This window comes from Hymenobacter nivis (genome assembly GCF_003149515.1).
Lineage (GTDB): Bacteria > Bacteroidota > Bacteroidia > Cytophagales > Hymenobacteraceae > Hymenobacter > Hymenobacter nivis.
The window spans coordinates 2,056,513-2,073,487 of record NZ_CP029145.1; the positions used below are offsets into that span (position 1 = coordinate 2,056,513).

A 16,975-nucleotide genomic window follows, 5' to 3' on the forward strand; every position below is an offset into this window, starting at 1 on the left:
GGCCGGGCCCCTCCCCTACTTCATCCGGCAGCTGAGGATCGTTACGTCGTCGGCGAACTGATCGGTGCCGCCACCGAAGGCGCGGATTTCGCGCAGCAGGGTTTCGTGCAGGCGTGGCAGGGGCAGGTAGCGGTTCTGGGAGATGACGCGCAACACGCCTTCCTCGCCGAACTCATTACCCTCGGCGTCAAATACTTCCGTGAGTCCGTCGGTGTAGTTAAAGAGCAACGAGCGGGGCGGTACCTGCACTTCGCCCACCTCCAGGCCGGGCAGCTCCTCGATAATGCCGAGCATGACGGAGCCCGTTTTGAGGAACTGCGGGGGCCCCTGGTCGGACAGCAAAATGGGGTCGTTGTGGCCGGCGTTGATGAAGCGCAGGTGCCGGGTGCGGCAATCGTAGATGCCCAGGAAGGCGGTGATAAACTTCTCGCCCCCGGCGTTGCGAAAGATTAAGTGATTGAGCTCGTGGGCAATAACGGCCAAGTCGACGCCCTGGCGCAGCAGCGTGCGCAGCCCGGCCTGGAAGTTCGACATGAGCAGGGCCGCCGCCACTCCCTTACCGCTCACGTCGGCGATGCAGAGCAGCAAGCGGTCGGCGTCAATTTCCACCACATCGAAGTAGTCGCCCCCTATTTCGGTGTGCGGCACATAGGTGCGGGCCACGGCCACGGCCGCGTTGTTGGGCAAGTGCGTGGGAAAGAGCAGGCGCTGCACGTCCTGGGCAATCTCGATTTCGCGGCGCAGGGCCGCCGCGGCCATCCGCTGGCGGGTGAGGCGGCGGTTTTCGACAGCCCCAAGCAGGATGTTGGCCAGCGTTTCGAGGAACTTGACGGCCTCCTCGCCCGCGTAGTCGGCCTGGGCCGTGCCGATGAACACGTAGGCAAGCACCTGGTCGGCGAGGCGCACCGGAATCACGGTTTCGAAGCCCGCCCAGGCGGGCCCCAGGCCGAGGGCGGCCACGGGGCAGGGCGTGGCGTGGCACTGGGCGCGTACCGCTTCGGGCAAGGGGCCCATCACCGCCGGAAACGCTACTTCCTCCCGAAAAACGCCGTCGGTAAGCACGTACAGGGCCAGGCGCCGCACCCCGAGCTGGCCGATGAGCGTAAACTGAAAAATCTTGTAGAGCGCGGCCTCGTTGGTCGCGTCCTGGGTGATGGCCTGGGTGATTTCGAGCAGCGCGGTGAGTTCGCGCTCCTTCAAAAAAAGGCGTTTATCGGGGGTAACGTTAGCCATAAGCAAAAAAAAGGGCCCTAGCGCAGCGCTGTTTTGGGGTCGTAGGCGTCGCGCAGGCCATTACCCAGCAAATTAAAGCTCAAAACCAGTAGCGAGATGGCCGCGCCCGGCAGCACCGTCAGCCAGAGGCCGGCTTGGGTGCCCAGCAGGTCGTAGCCCTCCTTCACCATCAGGCCCCAGCTGGGGGCTGGCGGCTGCACCCCCAGCCCGAGGAAACTCAGGCCGGCTTCGAGCAGGATGGCAGCGGCGAAGTTGCTGGTGGCCAGTACCAGCAGGGGCCCCCGCAGGTTGGGCAGCAGGTGCCGGGCAATGAGCCGCGAGGTGGGCAGTCCCAGCACCCGCCCGGCCTCCACGAAAGTGGCCGAGCGCAGGCTCAGCAGCTGCCCGCGCACCACGCGGGCCACGTCCACCCACATCGTCAGCCCCACAGCTACGAAGCTGACCCACACACCTTTGCTATCCAGCGCCAGCGAAATGGCGATGACCAGCATAATGCCCGGGATGCTCCACACCACGGTCATCACCCCCAGCAGCACGCTGTCAATCCAGCCGCCGAAGTAGCCGGCCAGGGCCCCCACGGCCATGCCCAGCGCCATCGAAATGAGCACCGCCACCAGCCCAATGCCCAGCGAAATGCGCGTGCCCAGCAGCAGGCGGCTCAGCTCGTCGCGGCCGGCCTTGTCGGTACCTAGCCAGTAGGTGCGGGCCACGCGCGGCCCGGCGGCCACGCGCTGCGGGGGCCCCGGCGCGGTGCCGGGCTCGGCCCAGGGCCGCACCAGGGCCGAGTCGGGGCCCTGGACTTGGTAGGCAGCGATGGGCGCTTCCTCGTAGGTGGGCTCGCGGCCGCGCCACCAAGTGCGGAAAATATTGCTGGACGGGCGGCCGGCCAGCGCCGAATCGGGCAGCGGCCGGCGCAGGAAATCTACCGTGAGGCCGGGGCCCTGCTTTTGCAACGCCACGAAGCCGTGGCTGGCGTCGGGCGAGTTGTCGGGCAAAATCCAGTAGCCGAGCACCGACACCAGCGCGCACAACGCAATGAACACCAGGCCGAATACGGCGGGCCGGTTCTGCCACAGGCGCTGGCGCACGTAGTAGCCCGGCGGGCGGGCGGCCGGCGGGGCGGGCAGCACGGGCGGGGCCACGGCTAACGGGTGTTGTGGCGCAGCAGCCCCTCCTTGGAGGCCAGAAAGCTGGCGTCGGTGGCAATGGCGCCGTAGGAGGTGGGCTCGTAGGCCAGCTCGGTGTCGGGGTCGGGCCAGTAGCTGCGAATTAGGCCCTGCTCCAGCAGGCTGCGCAGCTGCTCGCGCAGCTCGGCCACGGGTAGGCCGGTTTTTTCCAACAAGGTGCGGAAGGGGGTGACGAAGTACAGCTCGTCGAGCAAGTCGAATTCAGGGTCGGTCACGGGAGGCGGAAAGCGGCGGGGGAAAGGGGGTGGGCAAAGGTAATTGCGGGGAAGGTTTGGTTCCAGCATTTGGAAAATCTGCTACATTAGCAACTATGGGTGTTTGCTACTCAAGAAGCAGTAAACACATAGCCTCCTTGACACTTACGCAAAGCACAATGATTCTGGGCGATTTTATGCAATTGCGTAAACCTAGATGTTATCTGCAACCCTAAAACGGCACTGTAATTATGAAAGAAGACATAAAGAAAATAAGAGAACTGCTCGACAATATTGAAAATTCTAACACACAAACGGACAGTGAGAGTGTTAAAGAAACATTTGACCTATTTGAACTTCCACAACTTATAAAGGACATCGTTGACTTTTTACAACCAGTTATTTCTCCTTATGAAATGGATGTATATTGGTTTCTATTCAGGCATTCAATCCTTGAAAACGGAAATGTATTCATAAGGGCTAGTAACGCAAAAATTGCAAAAGGTATTGGTTCAAAATTTAAAAACTTGGACAGTCAAAATCCGAGGTCAGGAGAAAAAACTGTTGCAGAGAATTTAAGATCATTGGAAATCTTAAATGTGATAAAAAAAGTTGGAGACACTAATAGGGAAGGAACATTATATAAAATATTTCTACCAGAAGAGATTGAAATCTGTAAAGAAAAAATGAAATTCTTTATCAAGGAAAACCTCCCTTTTGTTGACCCTAAGAAAGAACAAGACTATTATAACATTAAGGAAAATAGACTAAAGATATTCGAGCGAGACAAATATTTGTGCTACAAGTGCAATAAGCAACTGACAAGATTTAATGCTACACTAGACCATATTCAACCAGTAAGTGAAGGTGGTGACAACTCGTTTGACAATCTTGTTACTTGTTGTTTTCATGATAATGCAAGCAGACGTGCGACACCAATTTCAGACTTTATTCCTGAATAATAAGAAGGGCAGCAGATAACAGCGGTTTGGCAGAAGGCGGGCTGAGGTGCTTCGTAGAACCATTCGTGTAGGATTCAAGATTTGTGCTCGGCATGAGCTTTAGTGCTAAAAATCCTGCCCTTCGCCGGGCCGTTTAACGCTACCGCACCGCCCGCCCCTTCCAGCGGTAGCCGCCGCGCCAGCCGGCCGCGCCCACGGCCAGCGCGTAGGGCGCGTACAGCAGCTGGAGCGGCAGCAGGCCCCACAGCCACCGCCGGGGCCCCAGAAACCGCAGCACCGGGGCCAGCAGCCACCAATCGGCCCCGAGCTTAAGCCCCCAGGCGGCGGCCACCCAGGGCCCCAGCGCCGGCCACCGCAGCGCCGCCAAGGCCCCGGCGGCCAGGGCTACGTTGGCCCCCAGCACCAGCGGAGCCAGGCGGCGCGAGGCGGGGCTTTGGTAGTGGCGCCACTTGCTGGCCCAGCGCACCCGCTGCCGCAGCAGGGCCCCCAGGGTAGCGGGCGCGGCGGTGCGGACCACGGCGGCGGCATCGGCCAGGAAACGCACGCTGCCGGGGTGGGCGGCGTGGAGCTGGTGCATCAGGAACTCGTCGTCGCCGCTGGCTAGGTGGGCGTGGGCAGCGTAGCCATTGATGGCGTCGAAGGCGGCGCGGCGGTAGGCCAGGTTGGCGCCGTTGCACATGGTGGGGGCCCCGCGCCCAATGCAGGCCCCACCCACGCCCACCAGGCCCGCAAATTCCAGCCCGAGCAGCCGCTGAAAAAACGTACCGGGCCCCGTGAGCAGCACCGGGCCGCTGATGAAATCGGGTTGGGGACCGGCGGCCAGCAGGCGGGCGTAGGCGGCGAGCCAGCCGGGGCCCAGGCGGCAATCGGCGTCGGTGCAGACGAGCCAGGGGGCCCCGGCCCGCGCCAGGGCGGCGGCCAGGGCGGCTTTCTTGCCGGTTTGGGCGGCCGGTAGTTCGACCAGTTGCAGGCGGAACGGCAGGCCCGCGGCCGCCGCCCGTACCAGGGCCCCGGTGCCGTCGGCGGAGTGGTCGTCGGCGATGAGCACCTCGAAGCGGGCGGCAGGCAGGGTTTGGGCGGCGAGGTCGGCCAGTAGCTGGGGCAGCGCGGCGGCCTCGTCGCGGGCGGCGATGAGGACGGAGAAGAGCAGCGGGGCGGCTGCAGGTTCGGCCGGGGCGGCAGTTGCAGAGGTGGCAGGGGCCCCAGCGGTAGTGGCGGCGCTAGCGGCGGCGTTGACGCGGTGGAGTTTCGCGGCAGCAGGGGCCCCGGCGGCGGCTTCGGCAGCGGCAGTTTCAGCTAAGGCGTTGGCAGCTTCGGTGCTTGCCTTAGCAGGAAGCCCGGCGACTATGGGGGCCCCAGCGGCAGTTTCGCCTGGAAACCCCGCAACTGCGGGGGCCCCGGCAGCAGCTTCACCTGGAAACCCAGCGGCTGCGGGCGGCCCGGCAACGGCTTCGCTGGGGCCCCCAGCGCTTGCCTTGGCGATTGTTTCGGCAGCTACTTGCGCGGCTTCGGCGGCGGCGCGGCTGCGTTGCCAACCGCCGCGCAGCCACACCATTACGCCGGCGTAGAGCGCGGGGGCAGCCAGCAGCAGGGGCCCCACCACGGCCGCCCTCACGCGCTGCGGCTGCGCCACACGCGCAGGCCCGGCACCAGCAGCAGGCCGGCGGCGCTGGGCAACGCAATGTTGATGACCCACAGGCTGAGGCTGGCCGAGAGCACGGGCAGCGCCGGCTGCCCCAGCAGACCAAACAAGTGGGTGGCCGACAGCTCGCGCACGCCCACGTCGGCCAGCGCGTTCAGCGAGGGCACCAGCGATTTCAGCAGGAACGTACCCGCCACGGCGGCCAGCCCGGGCCCCAGCCCCGCCCCCACCCCGTAGGCGCGCAGCAGCAGCAGAAACTGCGCGCAAAACACGGCGTAGCGCAGCCCCGAAATGGCCAGCACCGCGTGCAGGGCCCGGGCCGGGTAGGTGGGCATCACGGCCAGCGCCGGCCGGAACCGCCGCAGCGGCCGCCACAGGCCCAGCGCCGCCACCAGCAGCCGCGAGCGATAGAGCGGCACCAGCACCAGCCCGCAAACCGCTGCGGCCGTGGTAATTACCCCCAGCTCCGCCGCCGGGAAATCCGCCAGGTAAAATGTCAGCAAAAAATACAGCAGGCCCGCCACGCCGGCCAGCACGGTGGCCACCAGTTGGCAGTAGCGCCCCAGAAACACGGCCCCCAGGGCTCGCACGCGGCGGCTTTTCAGCTCCAGGATGCGGCCGGCGTAGTCGCCCACGCGGTTGGGGGTGGCAAAGCCCAGGGTGAGGCCCACCAGCACGCCCCGCAGGCTGCGCCCGAAGCTTACCGGCCCCAGGTGCCGGGCCAGGCGGTGCCACTTCCAGGCCTCCAGGCCCCAGTTGACGGGCACCAGGGCCAGGGCCCCCAGCACCGGCCCGCGGCCAGCGCCGCCCAGGGCCGTGGCCAGCAGGGCGCGCCAGGCGGCGGCCGTGTCGGGGGCCGCAAACACGGAATTGTACAGCAAGCCCAGCGTGAGCAGCGTCACGCCTACTTTGCCCAGCGTAATCCAGGGCCCCCACTTGGCGGGGGCGCGGGGCGGGTTTTGGGGCCCCGGGGCGGGGGCCGCGGCCGGGGCGGGTGGCGCCGGGGCAGCGGCGTAACTTTGTAATGAAGGCGTACCTGCCCACTGCTGCTCTTCGCGTCCCGCTTCCGAGCCGCTTCCCGTTTCCCGATTCCCGCTTCCCAACTGCTCCCCGCGCCCACCTTGCCCGCCTTCCTCCACCCCCGCCCCGCCCCGCCGGCCGATTTGCTGCCCAAGGTCATCATGGGCGTCGACCCGGGCACCCAGATCATGGGCTACGCCGTCATCGAGGTGCGCGGGCAGCACGTCACGGTGCTCCGGTACGACGTCATCAATATGAAAGCCCTCGGGTCGAACCATGCGGTAAAATTAAAGCGGATTTTCGACCGGATGATTGAGCTGATCGACGAGTTTCTGCCCGACGAGCTGGCCATCGAGGCGCCGTTTTTTGGGGTGAACGTGCAAAGTATGCTCAAGCTGGGCCGGGCGCAGGGCGTGGCCATCGCCGCCTGCCTCTCCCGCCAGATTCCCTACGTCGAGTACGCCCCCACCAAGGTGAAGCAGTCAGTCACCGGCTCGGGCAGCGCTACCAAGGAACACGTAGCCCACATGCTGCGCCAAACCCTGGCCCTGCCGCCCATCGCCGAGGCTCCCAAGCTGCTCGACGCGACCGACGCCCTGGCCGTAGCCCTGTGCCACCACTACCAAAAAGGTAACAACGCCACCGCCGCCGGCGGCAAAAGCTGGGGCAAGTTCCTGGCCGAAAACCCCGACCGCCTCAACGCCGCCACCACCAAAAAATCTACGCCCCGCGCCGCCAAAAAGGTGGTGTAACGCGGACTTTGTAGTTCGCGGCTCTCGCTTCGTCCTGCCGATTATCGTTGGGTGACCGTTCAGAGCCGCGGACTATAACCGAAGGTCAGCGAAGCTAAAGTTCGCGCTACGGATGCACGGTCACCGGTAGGACGAAGCGAGAGCCGCGGACTACAAAGCCCGCGCTACAAGTGCACGATTACCGGCGGGACGAAGCGAGTGGCGCAGACTCGCAGCGTCCACGCTACAAGCCGGGTAAGTTGTGCAGGGCCCCCACTAAGTAGGTTACGGCATAGCCGCCGATGTCCACCCGGTCGCCGCGCAGGCGGCACCACAGCTCGCCACCGCGGGCCGATTCCTGGCGGGCAAACAGCTCGGTTTTGCCCAGCTTGGCGGCCCAGAACGGGATGAGCGTGCTGTGGGCCGAACCGGTGACGGGGTCTTCGGGCACGCCCACTTCGGGGGCAAAAAAGCGCGACACAAAATCGACGCCGGCGGTACCGGGCGCGGTGGCCACCAAGCCGATGTAACCCAGCGCCACCAGGGCCCCGAAGTCGGGTTGCAGGGCCAGCACCTCGTCGGCGGTGGCAAACTCAACCACCAAATCGCGCGCGGCTAGTACGGCCCGCGGCACGGCCGCGCCGGGGCCCAGCGCCTGCGTAAGCACGGCCGGCACCTCGTCGGGCGCCAGCGGCCGGGGCGGGCGGCTGGGGAAATCGAGTGTGCGGCGGCCGTCGGCTTCGCGGCGCACGCGCAACGGGCCGCTCTGGCTCTGGAACACGATTTCGGACTTGGCGAAGCCGCGCTCGTTCCACAGCACGTGGGCCGTGGCCAGGGTGGCGTGCCCGCACAGGTCAATCTCGAACGTGGGCGTGAACCAGCGCAGGTGGAAATCGGCTTCCTGACCTTGCAAAGGCACGAAAAAGGCGGTTTCGGCCAGGTTGTTTTCGGCGGCAATCTGCTGCATCAGCGCGTCGGGCAGCCACGCATCAAGCGGGCACACGGCGGCGGGGTTACCGGCAAAAGCGCGGCGGGCAAAAGCATCGACCTGGTAGATGGGAATGGACATGGCAAAGGGAAAAGTGGGGCGCACACCGGGCGGCGGCACGGCGCAAAGATGCGCCCGCGCCGCGGGCTGCCGGGGCCCCGCGCCGGCCGCCGCCCCGCTACTGCGCCAGGAACCGGGTAATCCACCCGTTTATTTCCTGCTGCTGGGTGGGCGTGGCGCCGTCCCACATGTCGTTGTGGATGATAGCCGGCAGCCGCACTACGGCACTGCCAAAACGGCGCTGCTCGGCCGGCGAAGGCACTACGCCGCTATCGGCCACCTGGTCGCTCGAACGCAGCGACAGCACCCGGGGCTGGCGCGCGCGCAGAAACGGCATCCGGCGGTTGTCGAGCGACACCACGCGCCGCACCAGCGCCGGGTGCTCCTGGGCGAAGAGCATGGCCGGGTCGCCGCCGTTGGAATGGCCCACCAGCAACAGCTGGCCGAAGTCGACACGGGGGTATTTCTTCCGCAACTTCTGCCGCACAAACAGGATGTTCTGCACCCTGCGCTCCCGGTTGGGGCGGCGCACCACCTGCGGGGGCCCCACGGTGGGGATGGGCACATCGGTGGGCAACTCGTGCTGGATGCTGGCCACGAAGTAGCCGTGCGCCACCAAGCTGCGGGCGATGAACGAATACGCCGTGTTCTGCCCACCGTAGCCGTGGCTGAGGATAGCGGCCTTCAACCGCGTGTTGGGGCCCCAGCCGCCGAGGAATTACAGCGCCACCGGCACGGCCCGCTGGCGGGCACCGTCGAACAGCGCGAGGCTGTCGGTGAGCATTTCGGCCGGGGCGGCGCTGGCCGGCGCGGCGCGATGAGGGCTGGTGGCGCAGCTAGCTGTGAGCAGGGCCAGGAAAACGAGGAATTTCACGCGGCGGTGGGGCTAGCGAGCCGGCAGCTGGGCCGGGTCATGCGGATTAACCACCAGCAACCCCGCGATTCACTGGGAATCCACCGCATTTCGAGTCAGCAGTGGCAGCCCGTGTATTAAGGCCGTGGCGGCAATGATGGCATCGGGCAGCTTGATGCGGTGCTGCTGGCGCAATAGAATGGTTTGCTGGACGACGGGCTCATCGAGGGGTAAAATGATTGTCGCCGCGATGAAATCTTCCAACAATTGCAGGTCTGCCGGACTGCCAAGCCAAGAAAGCAGCTCTATCTACACTACCACAGACATGGCCATGCCGCCCTCATCGAGCGCCTGCTGAAACCAGGCGGTGCTCGCTGCAGGCAGCTTATCGTTCAGAAAGTCAATTCCCGCGTTGGTATCCGCTAAAACGTGCGTTCCCATTCTTGCCGCGCTTGTTCGGTGTGTTCCCGCAACTTACTAGCCGTGGCATCGCTCAGGCTGCCGGCCCATTTACGCTTGGCCGGTGCGGGCGCCTCGGCCGCGGGCACTACCCGCAGAATATGCAGCGCTTCCAACTGCCGCAACAGCTCGTAAGCTTGCTCGCTCAGGGGTTCGATGAGGATAGGGGGCATAGTTACACTCGTCACGAAGTAGGGTGCGGGGCTTGCCCCCGCCCGTCGTGGAACGAAAGCCGACGGAACCGTTCAAGGACGGGCGGGGGCAAGCCCCGCACCCTACTCCGTTTTCGCATTCCACTTCGTGAGCAGTATAAAAACTGATTTTCGTTGCCCTGAGATACCAGCGCAACGGCTGCGGTTCGATACACAACGCCTGAGTAGTTAACGCGGGGCTGGTTGTGAGCGTAAACTACGCGCTCCACCCAAACCCGTATCCGCCGTGCCCACCAATTACCAACCCATTGCCTGCGGCTTCTACGACATACTGAAAGCGGCAGCCACCCGCCAGCAGCCCGTGTACTTACAGTATTTCAACGACTTGCGGCAACTGTGCCAGGAGTCGGTGGCCATTAAAACGTTCGTCACCCGCGACCATGCCGAGTACGCGCAGCTGGCCTCGGGCAGCGAGGTGCGGCTCGACCACATCATCCGCATAGACGACACGGCCGCGCCGGCCTTCGCCGACTACCCCGATTTCCGCTGCGGCTGCTAGGGCCCCGGCGCGGGGGCCCTACGTCCAGTACTGGATGGGCGCGTGAGGGAAACGCCGCTGCCATTCGGCGCAGAACCAAGTCTTTAGCTCCTTCATGGTGGGCGGGTTGTACACATATTTCAGGCCCCCGAACTTGTTGCGCTTCACGGCGCGGTCGGTTTCGCTGAGGTCGAGGGTGGTGCCGGGGTACCAGCCGAGCAGCACCTCCTTGGAGCCGGGCGTGAAGCGGTGCGTGACGAACTCCACGGTGAGGTCGCAGTCGAAATCGAAGGCCGCGCGCACGCGGTCCAGCAGCTCGCCGTAGTGCCGCTGCCAGTCGGGCAGGGGCATGATGGGGGCCAGCAGCACGCCCACCGGGTAGCCGCCGCCGCCCTGCGCCACCGGCAGCGCCAGCTTGCGCAGGGCACGGATGCGGGCCTCGATGCTGGCCGTGCCGCCCTCCAGCTGCCGGGCCAGGGGCTCGGCGTTGAGGGAGGCGCGGGCGCGGGTGTGGCCGCGGTGGGGCAGGCCCAGCAGGCTTTCCACGTGGTCGTACTTGCTCACGAAGCGCAGGCGCCCCCCCTCGCGGCCGGCGAAGTAGCGCACGGTTTCGGCCAGGGCCCCGGTGAGGTGCTCGATGCCCAGCACGTCGGTGTAGCAACTGGCCTCGAAGCTCACGGGGCGGTCGGCGCGCTCATATACCTGGGTGTTGGCCAGCAGTTTGGGCAGGTTGGCGAAGGCGCGTACCACGGGCGGCCCGCTAAGGCTACCGGCCAGGTAGCAGTACTGGCAGTGGGCGGGGCAGCCTTTGGCCAGGTTGAGCTGGAAGTTGGCCGAGGGCGGGGTGGGCTGGAGGCGCAGGGCCCCGGCGGGGGCGTTCACGACGGCCAGCGTGGTTTTGGCGGTGCGGTAGGTGGCGCGCTCGTCGTCGCCCCGCAGGCCGGTGAGGCGGTTGCTTTTCAGCAGCTCAATGTCGAGGTTCAGGGCCGTGGCGCGGGCCAGGATTTGCTGGCCGTAGTCCTCCTGCAAGGCGTCGGGAGTAAAGAGCACACGCTTGGGCAGCTACAGCTTGGCGCCATGCGTGCGCGGAGCCGTAGCATCGGCGGAAACGTCGGCGAGCACCGGCGCGGCCACTGGCATCGGGGCGTTGAGAACGGGCAAAAAGAGGTCGGTCTGCATTGGTTATTAAACACTCCGGGCCGTACAATAGGTCCTTTCAGCGAACACTCTTCTTTTGTTTTATTTGTTGGATATCAGTATATTAAACAAGTATTTATCGGGAAAAAGTAAATAAATCAGGTCGTCATGCTGAGCGCAGCCGAAGCATCTCTCCCGCTGACTAAATCATGGATTACTGCCGCGGGAGAGATGCTTCGACAGGCTCAGCATGACGGCCTTTTGGTCACCGTATAATGGCTCTTAATTAATAAAATTCAGAAAAAATAGGCCGTTATGCTGAGCGTAGCGAAGCATCTTTCCCGCACCAGCAACTATGATTAGTAACACCAGAAAGATGCTTCGCTGCGCTCAGCATGACGGCCTTTGAATACCACCTTAACATTGCTTTTCCCCAAAACTCCCTTCCCCCTCCTCATGTCCCTTCCCGCCCCTGCCCCGCTCATCCTCACCCTGGCCCTCGATGCTGAATCGCAAGCGTATTTCGACGAGCTGCGCCGCCAGCACTTCCCGCCCAAAATCAACTACTTGGCCGCGCACGTTACGCTGTTCCACCACTTACCGGGGGAGGACGAGGCGCGGCTGAAAACCGAGCTGGCCGACGCTTGCCGCGCGCTGGGGGCCCTGCCGATGCAGGTGGCCAGCCTGCGCTCGTTGGGCCGCGGGGTAGCCTTCAACCTGGAAAACGCCGAACTGCGCGCCCTGCACCGCCGCCTGCAAACGGCCTGGGGCCCGCGCCTCACGCCCCAGGACCAGCAGAAGCTCCAGCCCCACATCACCGTGCAAAACAAGGTGGACCCCACCGCGGCCTGCCAGCTGCTGGCCGGCTTGCAGGCCGATTTCCAGCCCTTCGCCGCCACTGGCACCGGCCTGAAGCTGTGGGCCTACCGCGGGGGGCCCTGGGAGCTGCGGGCCGAATTCGCCTTCGCGGGCTGAGTAGCCGTGCAAAAGTGAACGAGCTCTCATTTGTTAGTCAACAACTTATAAATCAGTCAACAAATGATAACTAACGACTGACAACTTAGCGCAGCTTTCCGGTCCGTATATCGTCTGGCCGCTGCCGGTCCGCCGGCTTTTTCAGCCGGCCGGCCGATTCTCGTCAGGGAAAATAAGCGGCGGCTAGCCGACCGGGCCGTACACGAACCTGAAAACTGCGCTAATAGGCCGCTACTGGCCCTGCCAGGCGGCCAGCTCGGCTTGCTGCTCACGGCGCGCCAGGGCCTGTACAGCCGCGTCGGGCCCCCGGCCGACGATGATGAGCGTGCCGTGCTCACGGGCGTAGGGGTTAGTAACTGTACCGGCGCGGTAGTAAGTGGCGAAGTGCGACGCGAGCTCGGGGTGGAATTCGTCATCGATGATGATGGCGGCGCGATACGTTTGCGGGGCGGGCCACCAGAGCAGGAAGCTGCCGTTGGTGCTCTGGGCCGGAGGCATGGGGCGGTGGCGGTTGTAGTAGTTGATGGCGCTGGCCTGGCCGTAGTTGGCGCACTTGATGAGGGTATGGGCGCGCACCGAATCGGGCAGGGACTGGTAGGCGGCCCAGGTTTTGTCGGCCAATTCGCGCCAGCCCAGCATGTCGGCGTAGTCCTGGGGCAGGGCGTGGTCGCGGCCGTCTTCCCAGCGGTAGAAGCCCAGGCCGGCGTAGCGCGGGCGCAGGGCCAGCATCCCGGCGGGCCCCACCACGGGGTAGATGAATGGGAAAATGCGCGCCAGCAGCACCAGCGGCAGGGCCACCAGCGCCGGCCGCAGCACGGCTTTCCAGCGGGAGTTTTGCAGCCGGGCCGCCCACCACACCGCCCCGAAGCTGAACAGCACCGGGTAGTAGCCCAGGGCGTAGTAGTCTTTGCCGTGCAGGGCCGCCAGTAGGCCCACGCCCAGCACCGGTACCCAGCCCAGCGCCCGGTACTCCCGAAACGCGCGCCCCACCAGCAGGGCCCCCAGCCCCGGCACCCACACCCACACGGCTCCCAGGCACATAAGCAGCTGCATTTTCCAGAACGTACCGGCCCCGATGTGCACCAGCTGGCCATCGTGCAGCAGCTGCATGTGGTGGCGCACCGGCAAGCCGTGGGCCAGCTGCCAGGCCAGGTTGGGGCCCCAAAGCAGCAGCGCCAGCCCCAGCGCGCCCCAGAAGTGGCGGTTCCGTAGCAGCCGGCGGGCGGGCGTGAGCAGCAGGGCCCCCACCAGCGCCGCCCCGAAAAACAGCGTCGTGTACTTGTTCAGCATCCCCAGCCCCAGGCCCACGCCCAGCCCGTACAGGGCCCCGGGCCGCTCCGTGTGCAGGTAGCGCGCCAGGCAGTAAAGGCAGAACACGAACCCAAATACCTCGAACGAGTTGGGCTGAAACAGCAAATTGAGCCGGGCGAAGGCCGTGCCCAGGTAGCAGGTGCCGGCCAGGCCCCCCGCAAACCAGCCACCGCCCAGCCGCTGCGCCAGCCGCACCACCAGGTACACGGTGGCCGCGCCCCACAGAAACGGCCAGAACTTCACGGCCCAAAAATCGCCGCCCGCCGCGTTGGTCAGCCAGGCCTGGGCCGCCGTCAGGGGCGGCACTTCGAGGTAGCCCCAGGCCAGGTGCCGGCCGTGGGCCAGGTACAGGTACTCATCGCGCTGCAACTCGTACAACGGGCTGAGCAGCACGTAGCCTGAGATAAACTTGACCAGGGCAAACAGCAGGGGCAGCCAGCGCGTTTTCATGCGGGCAAGGTAGGGGCCCCACGGCTTTTGCAACGGCGTACCGAACGAGCTTTGTTGGTTTGCCCGGTCGCCGGGGTTAATGGCGGCGGGCCCGGACCTAGCGATGCACAAACTGGTGCAGCAGGTTCAGCAGCACCGGGGAGGCAGCCGGGGCGTGGCTGGCTAAGAAGCCGGCACCGGCAGGGTTAAGGTAGCCATCGATGGCCACCTCGCTGGCCGGGGAAGTGTGCAGAAAGCCCATGTGCCAGCCGGGGAAGGTGCGGGCGGTGAGTGGGCCGTCGGCCAGCACGTGCAGGCGGCGGTAGCGTAGGTCGCGGGCAATGGGGCCGTAGTAAAGCTCGTGCACCGTGGCTTCTGCGCCTTCCAGCAGCTACAAAAACAGGCCCTCGCTGTACAGCAGCAGGCCCGTTAGGCCGGTGGCTTGGTTGCGGGGCCAGGCCTACGCCAACAGCGCCCGCAGCACATCATCACTGAAGGGCTGGACGGCGGTGCTGACGTAGATTAATTGATGCAGGCACATACCAAGCGGTAGTGAGTGGCTCAGCCAATACACTAATTTATCGATTCTTTTGATGCTTTTCAACAGAAAACAGGCACTCAGTAGGTGCCAGTCAGGCCGTTATTTTTCTTTAGTTCAGCTTTTCCGGGGCCCCGGCGCTGCCGCCCACGCCAGCAGCGGCCCGGCTAAGTGCAGGAAGTCCGCGCCCACGGCGCTCTAACAGTACCACCAGGCACTGCCTACGCGTTGCGCTGCGCACCCCGTTGGCCGCTGGCCCCAGCGCTGGGGCCCCGCCGCCGATTGGAAATGGGGGTCGCTGGCGCTTTCCTCCATCCCGTAACATATTTATTCCTAGATTCTTCTTTATTTATGGAAACTGGCGCGGATTTGCGCGCCTAACGCCTTTATTTTTACCCTACTAACTTTTTATCTATCGCTGTTCAACTTCTACCCGCATGATTATTTACTGATGTTACGCACCACTTTGACGGATTGCGTAGGAAGGGCATTTGCTGAAGCAGCTGGAGTCCCTTTCTGAAGCGTAGGCGCAATCAGTGCGTAACATCAGTTATTTACGGAACCAACGGCGCGCACCTGCATACGGCACCGCTGCCCGGCATGGCCTGCCCGGCCTGCGCTACCCCCGAAGCGCTGCAACTCAGTTTATTCAGCCAATACGCCCACTCGTATTGGGTGCCGCTGTTTCCGCACAGCAAGCCCGCCGTGACGCAATGCACGCACTGCCAGCGCACGTAGGACGGACGACCTGGCCGTGCCAGCCGCCGTGCGCGGGGCCGTGCGCGGGGCCGTGCGCGGGGCCGTGCGCGGGGCCGTGAAAAGCGCCAAATCTCAACTCCGGGCTCCCATTTGGCACTGGACCGGCGTTTTCCTGCTGGTGCTGGGCGTGGCGTGGGCCAGCATAGCCTGCGCGCGCGACGACAAGAACAACGCCGCCTACCTGGCCGCACCCCGCGTCGGCGACGTTTGCACGGTGCACGAAAAAGCGGGCGACCCCAACTACTCGCTCCTCAAGGTCGTCAGCACCGGGGGCAACCTCGTGGATCTGGTGGCCAACGAGTACCAAGTCAACAACAGCCACCCGATTGACGACCTCAACGCCCCGGCCAAGTACAGCAAGGAATCGTTTTCGCTAACCCTGCTCGACCTGCGCACCATGCAGAACAAGGGCCAGATCACCGACGTGGACCGGCCGGGCCAGCAGGGCCTCTAGGGTCCCGGGGGCTCTAGAGGCCCTGCGGCAGCTGCACCCGGGCCAGGTACTCGCCCAGGCCGGCGGACTTTTGGAACACGTGGATGAAGAGTACCGCGTCGTCGCCGCGGCTGCGCCAGGTTTCGGCGTAGAAATCGCCCACCGCGAACAGCATCAGGTCGAAGCTGTCCTCCTGGCGCTCGGCCAGGCGGTGGCCATGGCGGGCCAGGTGCGCGGTCTGGCGGCGCTGGTGCAGGGCTTTGAAATCGGTGAAGGTCATGCGGGCGGGGAGAGGCAGCGGCCCGGCAAAGATCGGGCAGCGGCGCGGGTTGCCGCCGCCGGGGCTCGCGGATGGCCGGCCCGTTGCTACCTTTCGCCGCGCCGGGGCCCCTTTCGCTTGCCCGGCCCGGCCGCGCAAAGCCCTGGCGGTTTAGCACTTGTTACCCGATCCGCGTTCACTTCCCGTTCACTGCTTATTGCATTCCAGTACCCGTCACCTTGGCTCCTTCTTACACCATTCTCCACCGGCCCGACCTTCACATTTTGTTCCTGCGCTGGCTGCGCGAAACTACCCTGGCCGAAGCCCAGGCCTCTTACCGGGACCTGCTGGCCCAGGCTCAGCAGCACGGCTGCGCGCATTGGCTGCTCGACGCCCGCCGCGGCGGCCCCATCAAAGTCGTGGAAACGGCCTGGCTCGCCGACGAATTTTTCCCCGAAGCCGCGACCCGGCTGGCCCCGTGCCCGCTGCGGCTGGCCGTGTTCAGCTCGCCGGCCCGCATCGAGCAGATGCACACTGACGCCGCCGTGGTTTCGCCCGTGGCCTACGCCCTGGCCCCCGAGCGCCCCTACCAGGCCCGCGTGTTTGCCGACGAAGGCGCGGCCGTGGGCTGGCTGCTGGACCAGCCGGCCTGACCGCCTGCACAGCTTTTAGAGTCGGCGTACCCAGCGTGTATGCTGCTCACGAAGTGGAATGCGAAAATGAAGTAGGGTGCGGGGCTTGCCCCCGCCCGTCCTTGAACGGTTCCGTCGGCTTTCGTGCAACGACGGGCGGGGACAAGCCCCGCATTCCACTTCGTGAGCAGTATAAATAGCTTTATGCTGCTCACGAAGTGGAATGCGAAAACGAGGTAGGGTGCGGGGCTTGCCCCCGCCCGTCCTTGAACGGTTCAGTCGGCTTTCGTGCAACGACGGGCGGGAACAAGCCGCGCGCCCTACTTCGTGACGAGTATAAAACGGGAGGGCGCTCCGTTTGGCATTCGCATGGAAACGGAGCGCCCCTCCGTTCTATGCGCCGGCCTGACTGTACACCGCTTTGAAAATTGCGCCAGGAGCCGCTGCCTGGCCGCGCCCGCGGCCCACAAAAAAGCCCCGCGC

The 16,975-nt window shown here is 65.0% G+C and carries 21 protein-coding genes; 7 read left to right on the forward strand and 14 right to left on the reverse strand.

Going from position 1 to position 16,975, the window contains the following annotated elements; all coding sequences use genetic code 11:
* Positions 1-15: 15 nt before the first annotated feature.
* From DDQ68_RS08990 to DDQ68_RS09000, 3 genes are read right to left on the reverse strand one after another with little or no spacing between them, the layout of a single operon-like run.
* Entirely contained in the window at positions 16-1,233 is a 1,218-nt protein-coding gene (locus DDQ68_RS08990; protein ID WP_109655997.1) for a PP2C family protein-serine/threonine phosphatase, read from the reverse strand.
* 17 nt (positions 1,234-1,250) lie between these two features.
* Positions 1,251-2,375, reverse strand: coding sequence for an ABC transporter permease (locus DDQ68_RS08995; protein ID WP_109655998.1), 1,125 nt, complete (start codon positions 2,373-2,375; stop codon positions 1,251-1,253).
* A 2-nt stretch (positions 2,376-2,377) separates the two neighbouring features.
* The gene (locus tag DDQ68_RS09000; RefSeq protein ID WP_070743910.1) at positions 2,378-2,635 is read right to left on the reverse strand and encodes a hypothetical protein; all 258 of its coding nucleotides are present in this window, start codon (positions 2,633-2,635) and stop codon (positions 2,378-2,380) included.
* Positions 2,636-2,865: 230 nt separating this feature from the next.
* Between DDQ68_RS09000 and DDQ68_RS09005 the strand changes: the two genes are divergently transcribed.
* Entirely contained in the window at positions 2,866-3,576 is a 711-nt protein-coding gene (locus tag DDQ68_RS09005) for an HNH endonuclease (RefSeq protein WP_109655999.1), read from the forward strand.
* A gap of 139 nt (positions 3,577-3,715) precedes the next feature.
* Here the strand turns inward: DDQ68_RS09005 and DDQ68_RS09010 are convergent, their stop codons facing one another.
* On the reverse strand, positions 3,716-5,209 hold the full coding sequence (locus DDQ68_RS09010; RefSeq protein ID WP_109656000.1) for a glycosyltransferase: 1,494 nt from the start codon (positions 5,207-5,209) through the stop codon (positions 3,716-3,718).
* Positions 5,188-6,321, reverse strand: coding sequence for a lysylphosphatidylglycerol synthase transmembrane domain-containing protein (locus DDQ68_RS09015; RefSeq protein WP_162549971.1), 1,134 nt, complete (start codon positions 6,319-6,321; stop codon positions 5,188-5,190). The genes DDQ68_RS09010 and DDQ68_RS09015 overlap by 22 nt, the downstream gene beginning before the upstream one ends.
* A 105-nt stretch (positions 6,322-6,426) precedes the next feature.
* On the opposite strand from DDQ68_RS09015, the gene ruvC reads away from it, so the two are divergent.
* Complete coding sequence (ruvC, locus tag DDQ68_RS09020) at positions 6,427-6,990, forward strand: crossover junction endodeoxyribonuclease RuvC (RefSeq protein ID WP_245897432.1); 564 nt, start codon at positions 6,427-6,429, stop codon at positions 6,988-6,990.
* A 223-nt stretch (positions 6,991-7,213) separates the two neighbouring features.
* On the opposite strand, the gene DDQ68_RS09025 is transcribed toward ruvC, so the two are convergent.
* The 5 genes from DDQ68_RS09025 to DDQ68_RS09040 all read right to left on the reverse strand — a co-directional run bounded on the left by DDQ68_RS09025 (position 7,214) and on the right by DDQ68_RS09040 (position 9,502).
* Complete coding sequence (locus tag DDQ68_RS09025; RefSeq protein ID WP_109658380.1) at positions 7,214-8,038, reverse strand: PhzF family phenazine biosynthesis protein; 825 nt, start codon at positions 8,036-8,038, stop codon at positions 7,214-7,216.
* A 97-nt stretch (positions 8,039-8,135) separates the two neighbouring features.
* On the reverse strand, positions 8,136-8,705 hold the full coding sequence (locus tag DDQ68_RS09030; RefSeq protein WP_109656002.1) for an alpha/beta hydrolase: 570 nt from the start codon (positions 8,703-8,705) through the stop codon (positions 8,136-8,138).
* Between the two features lie 30 nt (positions 8,706-8,735).
* On the reverse strand, positions 8,736-8,891 hold the full coding sequence (locus DDQ68_RS22745) for a hypothetical protein (protein ID WP_162549972.1): 156 nt from the start codon (positions 8,889-8,891) through the stop codon (positions 8,736-8,738).
* 69 nt (positions 8,892-8,960) lie between these two features.
* On the reverse strand, positions 8,961-9,134 hold the full coding sequence (locus tag DDQ68_RS09035; protein ID WP_162549973.1) for a PIN domain-containing protein: 174 nt from the start codon (positions 9,132-9,134) through the stop codon (positions 8,961-8,963).
* A gap of 158 nt (positions 9,135-9,292) precedes the next feature.
* Positions 9,293-9,502, reverse strand: a complete 210-nt coding sequence (locus tag DDQ68_RS09040; RefSeq protein ID WP_109656004.1) for a hypothetical protein — start codon at positions 9,500-9,502, stop codon at positions 9,293-9,295.
* 265 nt (positions 9,503-9,767) lie between these two features.
* Here DDQ68_RS09040 and DDQ68_RS09045 point away from each other — a divergent pair, with 265 nt between their 5' ends.
* The gene (locus DDQ68_RS09045; protein WP_109656005.1) at positions 9,768-10,040 is read left to right on the forward strand and encodes a hypothetical protein; all 273 of its coding nucleotides are present in this window, start codon (positions 9,768-9,770) and stop codon (positions 10,038-10,040) included.
* Between the two features lie 18 nt (positions 10,041-10,058).
* Here the strand turns inward: DDQ68_RS09045 and DDQ68_RS09050 are convergent, their stop codons facing one another.
* The gene (locus tag DDQ68_RS09050) at positions 10,059-11,069 is read right to left on the reverse strand and encodes a spore photoproduct lyase family protein (RefSeq protein ID WP_245897389.1); all 1,011 of its coding nucleotides are present in this window, start codon (positions 11,067-11,069) and stop codon (positions 10,059-10,061) included.
* Positions 11,070-11,612: 543 nt separating this feature from the next.
* On the opposite strand from DDQ68_RS09050, the gene DDQ68_RS09055 reads away from it, so the two are divergent.
* Positions 11,613-12,131, forward strand: coding sequence for a 2'-5' RNA ligase family protein (locus tag DDQ68_RS09055; protein ID WP_109656007.1), 519 nt, complete (start codon positions 11,613-11,615; stop codon positions 12,129-12,131).
* A 231-nt stretch (positions 12,132-12,362) separates the two neighbouring features.
* Here DDQ68_RS09055 and DDQ68_RS09060 read toward each other — a convergent pair whose 3' ends face one another.
* Both DDQ68_RS09060 and DDQ68_RS09065 read right to left on the reverse strand, forming a co-directional pair.
* Positions 12,363-13,892 carry a glycosyltransferase family 39 protein gene (locus DDQ68_RS09060; protein ID WP_109656008.1) on the reverse strand — a complete coding sequence of 510 codons (1,530 nt, stop codon included), beginning with the start codon at positions 13,890-13,892 and terminating at the stop codon, positions 12,363-12,365.
* Between the two features lie 97 nt (positions 13,893-13,989).
* Positions 13,990-14,238, reverse strand: coding sequence for a BLUF domain-containing protein (locus tag DDQ68_RS09065; protein ID WP_162549974.1), 249 nt, complete (start codon positions 14,236-14,238; stop codon positions 13,990-13,992).
* 771 nt (positions 14,239-15,009) lie between these two features.
* On the opposite strand from DDQ68_RS09065, the gene DDQ68_RS22750 reads away from it, so the two are divergent.
* Positions 15,010-15,147 carry a hypothetical protein gene (locus tag DDQ68_RS22750; RefSeq protein ID WP_162549975.1) on the forward strand — a complete coding sequence of 46 codons (138 nt, stop codon included), beginning with the start codon at positions 15,010-15,012 and terminating at the stop codon, positions 15,145-15,147.
* A gap of 16 nt (positions 15,148-15,163) precedes the next feature.
* Positions 15,164-15,622, forward strand: coding sequence for a hypothetical protein (locus DDQ68_RS09070; RefSeq protein WP_109656010.1), 459 nt, complete (start codon positions 15,164-15,166; stop codon positions 15,620-15,622).
* Positions 15,623-15,635: 13 nt separating this feature from the next.
* On the opposite strand, the gene DDQ68_RS09075 is transcribed toward DDQ68_RS09070, so the two are convergent.
* A complete protein-coding gene (locus DDQ68_RS09075; RefSeq protein ID WP_109656011.1) occupies positions 15,636-15,881 on the reverse strand; it encodes a hypothetical protein in 246 nt (81 codons plus the stop codon).
* Positions 15,882-16,099: 218 nt separating this feature from the next.
* On the opposite strand from DDQ68_RS09075, the gene DDQ68_RS09080 reads away from it, so the two are divergent.
* Positions 16,100-16,513: a hypothetical protein gene (locus tag DDQ68_RS09080; protein WP_162549976.1), complete on the forward strand. Its 414-nt coding sequence runs from the start codon at positions 16,100-16,102 to the stop codon at positions 16,511-16,513.
* Positions 16,514-16,975: the final 462 nt, after the last annotated feature.